The following is a 13,127-nucleotide window of genomic DNA, read 5'->3' as shown; positions in this document are numbered from 1 at the left end:
CTAAACAGGATCGGACGAGGGGTCCCCCAGGGAACAGGATGACGGATCAGGCGATTTTGGTCACGGGTGCCGCCGGCTTCATCGGCTTCCATGTCGCCCGGCAGCTGCTGGGCGAAGGCCACGCCGTCGTCGGGCTCGACAATCTCAACAGCTATTACGATCCGGCGCTGAAGAAAGCGCGCCTTGCTCTGCTCAGGGACGAGGCCCGTTTCTCGTTCGTCGAGGCGGATCTCGCCGACCGCGAGACCATGGCGGCACTGTTTGCGCAACATCGTTTTGCCAAAGTCGTGCATCTCGCCGCGCAGGCCGGCGTGCGCTACTCGATCGAGCAGCCGCAGACTTACGCCGATTCCAATCTCGTCGGCTTTCTCAACGTGCTGGAGGGCTGCCGCAACAATGGCTGCCGTCATCTGGTCTACGCCTCGTCATCCTCCGTTTACGGCGCCAACACAAAACTGCCATTTGCGGTTGCGGACCGCACCGACCATCCGGTCAGCTTCTATGCCGCGACCAAGAAGGCGAACGAGGTGATGGCGCAGTCCTATAGCCATCTCTATCGCCTGCCGGTCACCGGGCTGCGCTTCTTCACCATTTACGGGCCATGGGGCCGCCCTGACATGGCCATGTTTCTGTTCGCGGGCGCCATCATGGCCGGCAAGCCGATCCGGATCTTCAACCATGGCAAGATGCGCCGCGATTTCACCTATATCGACGATGTGACGCGCGTCGTGTCCAAGCTGATCGATCTCGTGCCTGCGGATGATCCGGCTGCCGCAAATGCGCCGTTTAAGCTCTACAATGTCGGCAATCATCATCCGGAGGAACTGATGCACGTCGTCGGTCTTCTGGAGCGGGAGCTGGGCCGGTCGGCGATCAAAGAATTGCTGCCGATGCAGCCGGGAGATGTGCTGGAAACGTTCGCGGATGTCGAGGATCTGATGCGCGACACCGGCTTTGCACCGTCAACGCCGATCGAGCATGGGGTCCATCATTTCGTCACCTGGTATCGGGACTATTTCAAGGTTTGAGATCACGATGGACAAACGCATAATCCCCCTGATCATGTGCGGCGGTGCCGGCACTCGGCTGTGGCCCGCCTCGCGCGAGGTGCGCCCCAAGCAGTTCCTGCCGCTGTTCGGCACGCGCTCGACGTTCCAGGACACGCTGCTGCGCGTGTCCGAGCCTTCCCTGTTCGACCGGCCGATCGTCATCACCAACGCGTCCTATCGCTTCATGGTGCTGGAGCAGCTCGCCGAGATCGGCATCGAGGCCGACGTGATCCTCGAGCCGATGCGGCGCGATTCCGGCCCTGCGATCGCCGCCGGCGCCGTGTTTGCGCAGAACCGCGCCAATGAGGCGATCGTGCTCGCGCTCGCTGCCGATCACGTCGTGCAGAATAATGCCGCCTTCGTCGCCGCCTGCCGCGAGGGCCTTGCGGCCGCGAATGCCGGGCGCATCGTCACCTTCGGCATCAAGCCGGAGCGGCCGGCCACCGAATACGGCTATATCAATCCGGGCGAGGTGATCTCGGGCGAGGTGCATGCGGTTGCGCGCTTCGTCGAGAAGCCGGATGCGGTGAAGGCTTCCGACTACGTCAATTCCGGCTATCTCTGGAACAGCGGCAACTTCATGTTCCCGGCGAGCGTGCTGCTCGACGAATACCGCAAGGTCGATGCGGCAAGCGTCGAGGCCGTCACCGATGCGGTCAACAATGCCGGCCGCGATCTCGGCTTCGTCACGCTGGAGCTTGAGGCGTTCGGCGCGGCCAAGGCGATCTCGATCGATTATGCGGTGATGGAGAAGACCTCGCGCGCCGCCGTGGTGCCGGTGTCGTGCGGCTGGTCCGATGTGGGCTCCTGGCACGCGGTGTGGGAATTGTCCGAGAAGGACGCGCTGGGCAATGCCGCGCACGGCACCGCGGTGTTCGAGGATTCCCGCAACTGCAACGTCACCACGGATTCCGCGCTGGTCGCGCTCGAAGGCGTCGACGATCTCGTCGTGGTCGCCACGGCGGACGCGGTGCTGGTCTCGCGCCAGAAGGATGCCAACGGGCTGAAGCGCCTGGTGACGAAGCTGAAGGCGGTCGCGCCGAAGGTCACGGAAGAGCATCTGAAGGTGCACCGGCCCTGGGGCAGCTATCAATCCGTCGACAATGGCGAGCGGCACCAGGTCAAGCGCATCGTGGTGAAGCCGGGCGGGCGGCTGTCGCTGCAGAAGCACCACCATCGTGCCGAGCACTGGATCGTGGTCCGCGGCACGGCGCAGGTGACCGTCAACGAGACGGTGAAGACGGTGCACGAGAACGAGTCGATCTACATCCCCATGGGCGCCGTCCACCGGATGGAGAATCCCGGCAAGATCCAGCTGGAGCTGATCGAGGTCCAGACCGGCTCTTATCTCGGGGAAGACGACATCATCCGGATTGAAGACGACTATCAAAGGTCGTAACCAGCAAGCTCCGAATCACGCGCCCCCGGGCCGAGAAGCGGTATCCTTTTCGGCCTAAGGCCCGGGGAACGTGTAACTTTTTGAATCAAATCGTGTCCGGACCGCTAGCGCGGCATTCGCCACAAATGTGGCGTCCGTGCTAGAAGCGCGCCGGGGGATTTGCGTTGAATCGGGGTTTGCTCAGATGAGTTCCAAAGGGTCTGCACCGGCAAAGGCCGGCTTGCGCGTTGGTGTCATTGGTGCCGGCGTGATGGGCAGCAACCATGCGCGCGTGCTCAGCAGCCTGCCCGGCGTCAGCCTCGTCGGCGTCGTCGATCCCTCGCCGGCGCATCGCACGCGGGCAACCGAACTCGCCAATTGCGAAAGCTTCGAGACGCTCGACCAGCTATTCAGCGCCGGTGTCGATGCCGTCACCATCGCAGCGCCGACCCATCTGCATCACGAGGTCGCGCTCGCCTGCATCGCCAAGAACATCCACGTGCTGGTCGAGAAGCCGATCGCATCCACGGTGGAAGAGGGCCGCGAGATCGTCGCCGCCGCGCAGAAGGCGGGCGTCACGCTGATGATCGGCCATGTCGAGCGCTTCAATCCGGCGGTTGCTGCGGTCAAGCAGGCGATCGCGGGCGAGGACATTCTCTCCATCGCGATCACCCGCGTCGGCCCGTTCCCGCCGCGCATGTCCAATGTCGGCGTCGTCATCGACCTTGCTGTGCACGACATCGATTTGATCCGCTGGTTCACCGAATCCGACATCGTCGAGGTGCAGCCGCAATTGTCGAGCGCGGTCGCCGAGCGCGAGGACATCGCGCTGCTGCAGTTCCGCACCGAGAACGGCGTGCTCGCCCACATCAACACCAACTGGCTGACGCCGTTCAAGGCGCGCAGCGTCACGGTCGCAACGCGCGGCAAATACGTGATGGGCGATCTCTTGACGCGCCAGGTCACCGAATGCTTCGGCTTCAAGCCGGACGGCAGCTACTCGATGCGGCATCTGCCGGTCGGCCATGACGAGCCGCTCCGCGCCGAGCTGATCGCGTTCCTCAAGGCCGTGCGGCACGGCGAGGCGCCGGCGGTGACCGGCGACGAGGGCGTTGCCAGCCTCGAGATCGCCACGCAGTGCCTGGAGACGCCCTCGCGTCCTGCGGCGACATCACCCGCGCGCAAGGCGCCCCGCCGCGTCGCCGGCTGATCTCTTCTCCATGTCGACCACTCAGGAAGCCGCCAAGAATCAGGTCATGAACCAGCATCTGCGTTCCGAACTCATTCCCTTCATCGACGTTGCCTCGCAGCGCCGCCGGCTCGGCGCCTCGCTCGATGCGGCCGTCAAGCGCGTGCTCGATCATTGCCAGTTCGTCAACGGACCCGAGGTCTTCGAGCTCGAGAAGCAGCTTGCGGCCTACGCTGGCGCCAAGCATGTGATTGGCTGCGCCAGCGGCACGGACGCCATCCTGATGGTGATGATGGCCAGGAATGTCGGGCCCGACGATGCCGTGCTGTGCCCGTCCTTCACCTTCATCGCGACGGCCTCGCCGGTGGCACGGACCGGCGCGACGCCGGTCTATGTCGACGTTGACGAGACTACCTTCAACATGAGCCCGGAATCGCTCAAGCGCGGCATCGCCACCGCCCGCAAGGCAGGCCTCAAGCCGGTCGCGGTGATACCGGTCGATTTGTTCGGCCAGCCCGCCGATCACGATGCCATCGCCGAGATCGCCAGGGCCGAGGGCCTGTTCGTGCTCGACGACGCCGCGCAAGGCTTTGGCGCGAGCTACAAGGGCCGCAAGCTCGGCACCTTCGGCCACGCCACCGCGACCAGCTTCTTCCCGGCAAAGCCGCTCGGCTGCTTCGGCGACGGCGGGGCGATCTTCACCGATGACGACGAGCTCGCCGCCACCTTGCGCAGCATCCGCGTGCACGGGCAGGGCGTCGACAAATACGACAATGTCCGCCTCGGCCTCACCGGCCGGCTCGACACCATGCAGGCCGCGGTCCTGATCGAGAAGCTGAAGATCTTTGACGACGAGATCGCCGCCCGCAACAAGGTCGCGGAGCGCTATGCGCGCGGGCTGTCCAATGTCGTCACCGTGCCGCGCCTTGCGCCCGGCAACACCTCGGTCTGGGCGCAGTACACCATCCGCCTGCCCAAAGGCACCGACCGCGACGGCTTTGCCGCCGCGCTGAAGACCCAGGGCGTGCCGACCGCAGTCTATTACGGCAAGTCGATGCACCAGCAGACCGCCTACAAGCATTTCCCGGTCGCTGAAGGTGGGCTGCCCGGTTGCGAGAGCCTGTCGCAGGATGTCATCAGCCTGCCGATGCATGCTTATTTGACCGAGGCCGACCAGGAGCGAATCATCGCCGCCGTGCAAGGCGCGCTGGCGGGTTGATTTTCTTCCCCTCTCCCCCTGCGGGAGAGGGTGGCTCGCCGCAAAGCGGCGAGACGGGTGAGGGGTCTCTCTCCGCCCGGTATGCGCGGAGAGATACCCCTCACCCAAGTGAGTTTGTGTCTACTGCCGCCGCTGCCCTCTCCCACAAGGGGAGAGGGCGCAGTGATGCGCATCGCAAGATGCAATCGACCTCTGTCCGATAAGTCTTTATGAGAGACGCATGCTCGGACGCATCTTCACGGTCGGTGGTTATACGCTGCTGTCGCGGCTGACGGGATTTGCCCGCGACATCATGCTCGCGGCGATCCTCGGCGCCGGCCCGGTGGCGGATGCCTTTTTCGTGGCGCTGCGGCTGCCCAATCATTTCCGCGCGATCTTCGCCGAGGGCGCCTTCAACGCCGCCTGGGTGCCGGCCTATGCCCATGTCCATGGCGAGAAGGGCGAGGCGGCGGCTCACCTGTTCGCCGACCGCATCTTCACGCTGCTCCTGGCCTCGCAGGTGGTGCTGCTGATCGCCGCCTGGCTGTTCATGCCGCAGGCCATGAGCATTTTGGCGCCGGGCTTTTCCGAGGAAGCCGAGCAGCGCAAGCTCGCGATCGAGCTGACCCGCATCACCTTTCCCTATCTCCTCTTGATCACGCTGGTGACGCTCTATGGCGGCATGCTCAACGTGATGCAGCGCTTTGCCAGCGCCGCGGCCGCCTCGATCTTCCTCAACGTCGCGATGATGATGACGCTGGCAGTTGCCGTCTGGTTTCCGACCGCCGGCCATGCCGCGGCCTGGGGCGTGCTCATCTCCGGCTTCCTGCAATATTTCCTGCTCGCGGGTGATCTCGCCCGCCATGGCGGCCTGCCGCGCTTTGCGCCGCTCAAGCTCGACGAAGACGTCCGCGGCTTCTTCAAGGCATTGGGACCTGCGACGCTGGGCTCGATGGGCACGCAGGTCGCGCTGTTCGCCGACACCATCATCGCGACCTTCCTGCCTGCGGGCGCGCTGTCGGCGCTCTATTATGCCGACCGGCTCAACCAGCTGCCGATCGGCGTCATCGGCATCGCCATCGGCACGGTGCTGCTGCCGGAGATGTCGCGGCGCATCACGGCCAATGACCATGACGGCGCGATGAAGGCGCAGCGCCGTGCCTTCGATTTCACGTTGCTGTTCTCGATCCCGTTCGTCGCCGCCTTCGTCACCGTGCCCGACGCGATCATGCGCGCGCTGTTCGCCCGCGGCGCGTTCTCCAAGGCCGATGCCGCAGCCGCCGGCGCCACGCTCGCGGCCTATGCGATCGGCCTGATCCCATTCGTGCTGATCCGCAGCGCGGTCGCGACCTTCTATGCCCGCAAGGACACCGCGACGCCGGTGCGGGCGTCGTTGACCGGCATCGCCGTCAACGTCGCGCTGAAGGTTGCCTTGATGGGGTCGCTGGCCCAGATTGGCCTCGCGCTGGCCACTGCTGTCGGCGTTTGGACCAATCTCCTGCTGGTGCTGTTCTTCGCCGTGCGGCGCGGCTTCCTCGTGCTGGACCGCGCCTGGCTGTTGTCGCTCGCCAAATTTCTGCTGACCGGATTGATCCTCGCCGCCGCGTTCTGGCTGATTGCGCGCTTCAGCCCGGCCGCTCTTGCCTCGGTGCACGCCTTCCGGGACGAAGCGACGCTGGCTCTGCTCGCCGTCGGCGGCACGATCGTCTACGCGCTCGCGATCCTCGTGCTGTTCGGCCGCAGCTGGCTGGTCTCGCTGGTGCGCGGCTAGGGTCGCATCCAGATTTATCCACCTATCGCTGCCTCACACGGCGGGCATCGGCGACCGGAATCCTTCATAAGGTCCGCCGATCGTGATACGATTTTCCGATATTCGGGTGCCCTGCTCACGAGACGAGGCAGCTACCATGCCATTCCGCTCACCCTGGTCCACGCGGATCGACGAGTTCGCCACCAGCAACGCCGACCTGCTCATCCTCATCGGTCGTGTCCTGCTTGCATGGGTCTTCGTTGGAAGCGCCTATGGAGCACTCACCAACTTCAGTGGCTCGGTGAGTTATTTTCGGTCGCTGAACCTCCCGGTGCCCCAGCTGTTCACGACGATCAACGTCGTGCTGGAAATCGTGATATCGGTTGGCTTGATACTCGGCATCGGCACGCGCTACTGCGCAATTTTGACGTTTCTATTCGTATTGTCGGCCACTGCAATTGCACATCGTTACTGGGAGTATCCCGCCGGTCCGCAACAGATTGGCCAGTACAATAACTTCTTGAAGAACATCTCGATCATGGGAGGCGCTCTGTTGATCCTGGTCACCGGAGGAGGCCGGTTCTCCCTCGACCGGAGGGTGGGACGCTAAAGCGCGATGAGATTGGGATGAATCATCATCGCGCTTTAGGTTGTTGTTCACGCATGATCTTTCCGGAAAACCGCTTCGCACTTTTCCGGATCATGCTTACGCAGCGTCACCGCACCCGCTGAGTCACGACACAGTGCGGCCGCACGATGCGCGCGCATGGTCCGTTCTCTTCACGCCAGCAACAACGAGCAGTTCTGCCAGTTTGACAGCTGCCAAGCCGCGCCGAGGCCGTTTTGCGTCACTTCGTCCTGAGCCTGAAAGCAACCGCGATCAGATGGCCGAGGTGTTTCGAGAGCGGCTTCAGGTGTTCACCTAGGATCCTGGAGAAGAGCATCAGCCACGTCGCGAGCGCGGCACACCACAACAGGCTTTCCAATGCTTCGGGCATGAGGTCACCCTTCCAAACAACTACTTGAAATGCGACGAGTGTGGCCGAACGGGAGCCGTGCGACAAGCCCTCCAGAAAGTGGCAAGCCGCCGAAATGCTCGGAAGCGCGTTAGCTCACCATGCGTCGCGGAAGCAGCGAATTGAACCCAACAAGCTGTCGTACCCGCCGTTGTGCGCGGCGCCGAACGTCAGGTACAGGACAGAGCTGCCTACATAATGGTCGGAGCCCATTTCAAGGGTCATCCGACTGTCGCCTCTCGTTCAGCCGCCGCTCTGAACGATCGCGCGCCTCAAGCGCTCTTCGCGGGGCTGGTCCGTTGTGCGCGGTTGGGGCAACCCCCTTCGTCGCGTCAGCTTGAAAGACGAATTGGCCGGCGTGAGGGTTCGCCTTGAGGATGCAATCAGTCTCCATGCATCTCTTGATTTTGCGAAATTGTCGTGCTACTGGCGTCTCATGATCAAATCGTCGCGCAAAGTCTCCTGCAACCACATCACCCGCTTCGGCCGGGCGGTGGGAGGAGTCGTGCGCTAGGATTTCGACGACGACATCTTTTCCACCAGGCCCCGCCGGCATCGGACGGGGCCTTTTCATTGGCCACGCTCCCTGCCGGCACAACAGCAGGAGCGTCCGATGCCACCACAATTGACGAACGGCACAAGCGAGCCGGAGGTCGACGCCGCGCGGCTTCGCCTCGACTTCTCCATCGCCTTGAGCCGGCTCGGGCGATACTGGCGCGCGTTTTGGGAGCAGTGCCGGAGGCACGAGTCACCCTGCACGACCTGAGCGACAGGGAGCTGATGGACATCGGCCTGACGCGTGGCGAGATCGACCACATCGCGCCTGAGCGCGCTATCGAAAGGCTGCGAGATCGGACGATGGATCTATGGAGGCGCAGTGGGATGTAACTTTTTAAGGTGGGCGGCGTCTTCGCGGCCGATCCTTCGAGACGCCCGCTTTTGGCGGGCTGCTCAGGATGAGGTCTTGTTTCGCGGCGCAATCTGGACGGCATGGTGACGGGGGCGCGGCGCTTTCCCCGCCCGCGACCCATGCGCATGCCTAAACCCGTTTGCCTTGCCACTTTTTCCACGGCAATATGGTCCGCAAAACAACCATGAGAACGGGATAGACAATGGCGGCTCCCATCAAGTTCGGCGTTGGCCAAAGCGTGCTGCGCAAGGAGGATGACGCGCTCATCCGCGGCAAGGGCCGCTATACCGACGATTACGCGCCGCAGGCCGCGCTGCGCTGCCTGGTGCTGCGCTCGCCGCATGCGCATGCCAAATACACCATCGATACGAGTCGGGCGCGCGGCCTGCCCGGTGTTGCGCTGATCCTGACGGCGGACGAGGTGAAGGATCTTGGCAATCTGCCCTGCCTGTTCAATCTCGAGACCGATCCGTTCACCGGCCCGCCTTACCCGATCCTCGCCAAGGACGAGGTGCGGCATGTCGGCGATGCCGTCGCCTTCGTGGTCGCCGAGACCATCGACCAGGCCCGCGACGCGATCGAGGCGATCGAGGTCAAATGGTCGCCGCTGCCGGCGGTGACCGGCGTCGTCAATGCCGTGAAGAAGGGCGCGCCGCAGGTCTGGCCCGACAAGCCCGGCAACGTGCTGTTCGACGTCTCGATCGGCGACAAGGCGGCGGTGGACGCGGCCTTTGCGAAAGCGCATGCGGTCGCCGAAATCTCGATCGTCAATCCGCGCGTGGTTGCAAGCTTCATGGAGACGCGCGCGGCGGTGTGCGAATACGATTCCAAGCGCGACCATCTGACGCTGACGGTCGGCAGTCAGGGCAGCCACCGCCTGCGCGACATCCTGTGCCAGAACGTGCTCAACATCCCCACCGAAAAGATGCGGGTGATCTGCCCCGACGTCGGCGGCGGCTTCGGCACAAAGCTGTTTCCGTATCGGGAATATGCCCTGATGGCCGTCGCCGCGCGCAAGCTGAAGAAGGCGGTGAAATGGGCGGCCGACCGCTCCGAGCATTTCATGGGCGATGCGCAGGGCCGCGACAACGTCACCACCGCCAAGATGGCGCTGAGTGAAGACGGCAAGTTCCTCGCCATGGATTGCGACCTCATGGGCGACATGGGCGCATATCTGTCGACCTTCGGGCCCTACATCCCGCATGGCGGCGCCGGCATGCTGCCGGGCCTCTACGACATCCAGGCCTTCCACTGCCGGGTGCGCACCATCTTCACCCACAGCGTGCCTGTCGATGCCTATCGCGGCGCGGGCCGGCCCGAAGCCGCCTATGTCATCGAGCGCCTCGTCGATGCCTGCGCGCGAAAGCTCGACATGACGCCGGATGCCATCCGCCGCAAGAATTTCATCCCGCCGAAGGCGCTGCCCTACAAGACCGCGACCGGCAAGGTCTACGATTCCGGCGACTTCGCCGCGCATCTGAAGCGCGCGATGGAGATCGCGGAATGGAAAGAATTCCCCAAGCGTGCCAAGGCGGCCAAGAAGCAGGGGCTTATCCGCGGCATCGGCCTTGCGAGCTATGTCGAGATTTGCGGCGTGATGGGCGAGGAGACGGCCAATGTCCGCCTCGATCCCAACGGCGACGTCACCGTCCTGATCGGCACACAGTCGAGCGGGCAGGGCCACCAGACGGCCTATGCGCAAATCGTCGCAGAACAGTTCGGCCTGCCGCCCGAGCGTGTGCATATCCACCAGGGCGATACCGATGAAATCGCGACGGGCCTCGGGACCGGCGGCTCGGCCTCGATCCCCACGGGCGGAGTCTGCGTGGAGCGCGCTGCGGGCGAGTTGGGCAAGAAGCTGAAGGAGCTTGCAGCGCAGGCGCTGGAAGCGAGCGCCGGTGACCTCGAGATTACCGACGGCGTGGTCCGCATCTCCGGCACCGACCGCTCGATCTCCTTCGCCGATCTCACCAAGCGGCCCGGCGTTGATCCGTCGAAGCTGAATGGCAGCGCGACCTTCGCCAGCGCCGACGGCACCTACCCGAACGGCACGCACCTGGCGGAGGTCGAGATCGATCCGGCGACCGGCATCATCAAGATCGTCAACTACGTGATCGTCGACGATTTCGGCAAGACGCTCAATCCGCTGCTCTTGGCCGGCCAGGTGCATGGCGGCGCCATGCAGGGTATAGGGCAGGCGCTGATGGAGCAGGTGGTCTATGGGCCGACCGACGGCCAGCTGATCACCGCCACCTACATGGACTATGCACTGCCGCGCGCGGCGGACGGTCCGTCCTTCGTGTTCGAGACCCACAACATCCCCTGCAAGACCAATCCGCTGGGGGTTAAGGGGGCGGGCGAGGCCGGCGCGATCGGCTCCTGCCCGGCCATCGTGAACGCCATCGTCGACGCGCTTTGGCGCGAATACAAGATCGACCACATCGACATGCCGGCAACGCCGGAGCGGGTGTGGATCGCGATCAACGAGCACCACCGCCGCCACAGCCTCTAAACCCGATCTCCGCGGGCACGGGAATAAACGCGCCGCGCGGGGTTCTACCCATGATGGGTCCCGGCTTCCCGTGAAGCCGGCGAAGTCTCATTCCCTGAACGTCTCGAGAGCCGGAGAAATGAACCAATGAAACGGACGATGATTGTCGCGGGCGTCCTCGTGCTGGGCGCGGGTGCCGTGATGGCGCAACAGGAGATTGCCGTCCAGCAGGACAATCTGATGCGAGCGATAGCCAAGAATCAGTATGGCGTCCTTCAGAAGATGAGCAAGGGCGATATTCCCTTCGACAAGAAAGCTGCCGATCAGGCCATCGCCGCCATCGAGGCCGATGTTGCCAAGATCGCCAAAACCTTCGAGATCAATCCCAAGCAGGATGTCGTCGACGCGACCTATGGCTCCTCGCCGAAGATCTGGCAGAACAAGGCCGATTTCGATTCCAAGATTCCGCCGGTGCAGAAGGCGATCGCCGACGTCAAAGGCAAGATCACCAATGTCGCGAGCCTGAAGGCTGCCTACACGGCGATCAACGACCGCTGCAATGATTGTCACGAAACCTATCGCGTGAAGTTGAAATAACGGGGCGACGAGGAAGCAATGGAGGGGGCGGTTGCGAAGGCAGCCGCCTTTTTTGCGTGGCCGCGAGCTGCAGCGAGGCAGTAATTCTGTCCGCGAGGCCTGACGGATTGCTCTAAGAGCAGCTATCTTTGTGGCAACGCGCCGTGCGCTCACACGAGTCGACGCATCCTCCTCCCGACACTCTCAGGACATCAGGGAATTCCAGCGCGCGGCGAGCACCATAATCAACAGCGAGACAGGCCATGGCAAAACCGTTCCCGTCGAAGACCCATATCGGCAATCATATGCTGCATCCGGAAACCTTGATGCTGACCTATGGCTACGATCCGCAATTGTCGGAGGGCGCCATCAAGCCGCCGGTGTTCCTGACCTCCACCTTCGTGTTCAAGACCGCCGAGGACGGGCAGGACTTCTTCGACTACGTCGCCGGCCGGCGCGAGCCGCCGGAAGGCATGGGCGCGGGCCTGGTCTATTCGCGCTTCAATCATCCCAACAGCGAGATCGTCGAGGACAGGCTCGCGATCTACGAGCGCACGGAGAGTTGCGCGCTGTTCTCATCCGGCATGGCGGCCATCGCAACCACGATCCTGGCCTTCGTTCGCCCCGGCGATGTCATCCTGCACTCGCAGCCGCTCTATGGCGGGACGGAGACCTTGCTGACGAACACGCTCGCGCGTCTGTCGATCGGCGCCGTCGGCTTTGCCGATGGCATCGACGAGACGGCGGTCAAGCAGGCCTCGGAAGAGGCGATGCGCAAGGGGCGGGTTTCGATGATCCTGATCGAGACGCCCGCCAATCCGACCAACGGCCTCGTCGACATCGCAATGATCCGCCGCATCGCCGATGCCATCGGCAAGGCGCAGGGACACACGCCGATCATCGCCTGCGACAACACGCTGCTCGGGCCGGTGTTTCAGCGGCCGATCGAGCATGGCGCGGATGTTTCGCTGTATTCCCTGACCAAATATGTCGGCGGCCATTCCGACCTGATCGCGGGCGCCGCGCTCGGATCGAAAGCGATCATGAAGGGCATCAAGGCGCTGCGCGGCGCCATCGGCACCCAGCTCGATCCGCATTCCTGCTGGATGATCAACCGCTCGCTCGAGACGCTCAGCCTGCGCATGGAGAAAGCCGATGCGAATGCGCGGCTCGTGGCGGACTTCCTGCGCGGCCACCCGAAGGTCGCCAAGGTGCATTACCTCGGCCATCACGAGCAGGGCTCGCTCTCCGGCCGCGTGTTCGCGCGGCAATGCCTCGGCGCGGGGTCGACCTTCTCGTTCGACATCGTCGGCGGCAAGGAGGCGGCGGTGAAATTCCTGAACGCGCTGCAGATTCTCAAGCTGGCGGTGAGCCTCGGCGGCACGGAATCGCTCGCAAGCCTGCCGGCGACGATGACCCATTCCGGCGTTCCCGCCGACATCCGCCAAAAAATCGGCGTGCTCGATTGCACGATCCGGCTGTCGATCGGCATCGAGAACCCGTCGGACCTGATTGCCGATCTCGCGCAGGCGCTGAACGCGGCTTGAGCACGGTCAGAGTCGTAGATCGT

Annotated in this window: 11 protein-coding genes; 10 read left to right on the top strand and 1 reads right to left on the bottom strand. The window is 63.8% G+C overall.

Annotated elements, in window-relative coordinates; genetic code table 11:
- Positions 1–38: 38 nt before the first annotated feature.
- The 6 genes from N2604_RS29420 to N2604_RS29395 all read left to right on the top strand — a co-directional run bounded on the left by N2604_RS29420 (position 39) and on the right by N2604_RS29395 (position 7,174).
- Positions 39–1,028, top strand: a complete 990-nt coding sequence (locus tag N2604_RS29420; protein ID WP_260371543.1) for an SDR family NAD(P)-dependent oxidoreductase — start codon at positions 39–41, stop codon at positions 1,026–1,028.
- Between the two features lie 7 nt (positions 1,029–1,035).
- Positions 1,036–2,448, top strand: coding sequence for a mannose-1-phosphate guanylyltransferase/mannose-6-phosphate isomerase (locus tag N2604_RS29415; RefSeq protein ID WP_260371542.1), 1,413 nt, complete (start codon positions 1,036–1,038; stop codon positions 2,446–2,448).
- A 184-nt stretch (positions 2,449–2,632) separates the two neighbouring features.
- Positions 2,633–3,637 (top strand): Gfo/Idh/MocA family protein, encoded by a 1,005-nt coding sequence (locus N2604_RS29410; protein WP_260371541.1) that lies wholly within the window; start codon positions 2,633–2,635, stop codon positions 3,635–3,637.
- A 10-nt stretch (positions 3,638–3,647) separates the two neighbouring features.
- On the top strand, positions 3,648–4,835 hold the full coding sequence (locus tag N2604_RS29405) for a DegT/DnrJ/EryC1/StrS aminotransferase family protein (RefSeq protein ID WP_260371540.1): 1,188 nt from the start codon (positions 3,648–3,650) through the stop codon (positions 4,833–4,835).
- 220 nt (positions 4,836–5,055) lie between these two features.
- Positions 5,056–6,585, top strand: coding sequence for a murein biosynthesis integral membrane protein MurJ (gene murJ, locus N2604_RS29400; RefSeq protein WP_260371539.1), 1,530 nt, complete (start codon positions 5,056–5,058; stop codon positions 6,583–6,585).
- Positions 6,586–6,721: 136 nt separating this feature from the next.
- Complete coding sequence (locus N2604_RS29395; protein WP_197962276.1) at positions 6,722–7,174, top strand: DoxX family protein; 453 nt, start codon at positions 6,722–6,724, stop codon at positions 7,172–7,174.
- Between the two features lie 238 nt (positions 7,175–7,412).
- Here N2604_RS29395 and N2604_RS29390 read toward each other — a convergent pair whose 3' ends face one another.
- The gene (locus N2604_RS29390) at positions 7,413–7,562 is read right to left on the bottom strand and encodes a hypothetical protein (RefSeq protein ID WP_260371538.1); all 150 of its coding nucleotides are present in this window, start codon (positions 7,560–7,562) and stop codon (positions 7,413–7,415) included.
- A 438-nt stretch (positions 7,563–8,000) separates the two neighbouring features.
- Between N2604_RS29390 and N2604_RS39465 the strand changes: the two genes are divergently transcribed.
- The 4 genes from N2604_RS39465 (at position 8,001) to N2604_RS29370 (ending at position 13,104) form a co-directional block, all read left to right on the top strand.
- The gene (locus tag N2604_RS39465; protein WP_311739671.1) at positions 8,001–8,468 is read left to right on the top strand and encodes a DUF1127 domain-containing protein; all 468 of its coding nucleotides are present in this window, start codon (positions 8,001–8,003) and stop codon (positions 8,466–8,468) included.
- A 224-nt stretch (positions 8,469–8,692) separates the two neighbouring features.
- Positions 8,693–11,002, top strand: a complete 2,310-nt coding sequence (locus tag N2604_RS29380) for a xanthine dehydrogenase family protein molybdopterin-binding subunit (RefSeq protein ID WP_260371537.1) — start codon at positions 8,693–8,695, stop codon at positions 11,000–11,002.
- A gap of 126 nt (positions 11,003–11,128) precedes the next feature.
- The gene (locus N2604_RS29375) at positions 11,129–11,578 is read left to right on the top strand and encodes a cytochrome c (RefSeq protein ID WP_260371536.1); all 450 of its coding nucleotides are present in this window, start codon (positions 11,129–11,131) and stop codon (positions 11,576–11,578) included.
- Positions 11,579–11,820: 242 nt separating this feature from the next.
- Complete coding sequence (locus N2604_RS29370) at positions 11,821–13,104, top strand: cystathionine gamma-synthase family protein (protein ID WP_260371535.1); 1,284 nt, start codon at positions 11,821–11,823, stop codon at positions 13,102–13,104.
- Positions 13,105–13,127 lie beyond the last annotated feature (23 nt).

This window comes from Bradyrhizobium sp. CB1015 (genome assembly GCF_025200925.1).
Classification (GTDB): Bacteria; Pseudomonadota; Alphaproteobacteria; order Rhizobiales; family Xanthobacteraceae; genus Bradyrhizobium.
Note: the sequence above shows the minus strand (reverse complement) of the source record. Positions and strands in the feature narration are given on the sequence as shown.

Coding starts and splice junctions, on each gene's coding strand:
- N2604_RS29395 (WP_197962276.1), top strand. CDS start 6,722: ATGCCATTCCGCTCACCCTGGTCCACGCGGATCGACGAGTTCGCCACC.
- N2604_RS29410 (WP_260371541.1), top strand. CDS start 2,633: ATGAGTTCCAAAGGGTCTGCACCGGCAAAGGCCGGCTTGCGCGTTGGT.
- N2604_RS29390 (WP_260371538.1), bottom strand. CDS start 7,562: ATGCCCGAAGCATTGGAAAGCCTGTTGTGGTGTGCCGCGCTCGCGACG.
- murJ (WP_260371539.1), top strand. CDS start 5,056: ATGCTCGGACGCATCTTCACGGTCGGTGGTTATACGCTGCTGTCGCGG.
- N2604_RS29405 (WP_260371540.1), top strand. CDS start 3,648: ATGTCGACCACTCAGGAAGCCGCCAAGAATCAGGTCATGAACCAGCAT.
- N2604_RS29420 (WP_260371543.1), top strand. CDS start 39: ATGACGGATCAGGCGATTTTGGTCACGGGTGCCGCCGGCTTCATCGGC.
- N2604_RS29370 (WP_260371535.1), top strand. CDS start 11,821: ATGGCAAAACCGTTCCCGTCGAAGACCCATATCGGCAATCATATGCTG.
- N2604_RS29375 (WP_260371536.1), top strand. CDS start 11,129: ATGAAACGGACGATGATTGTCGCGGGCGTCCTCGTGCTGGGCGCGGGT.
- N2604_RS29380 (WP_260371537.1), top strand. CDS start 8,693: ATGGCGGCTCCCATCAAGTTCGGCGTTGGCCAAAGCGTGCTGCGCAAG.
- N2604_RS29415 (WP_260371542.1), top strand. CDS start 1,036: ATGGACAAACGCATAATCCCCCTGATCATGTGCGGCGGTGCCGGCACT.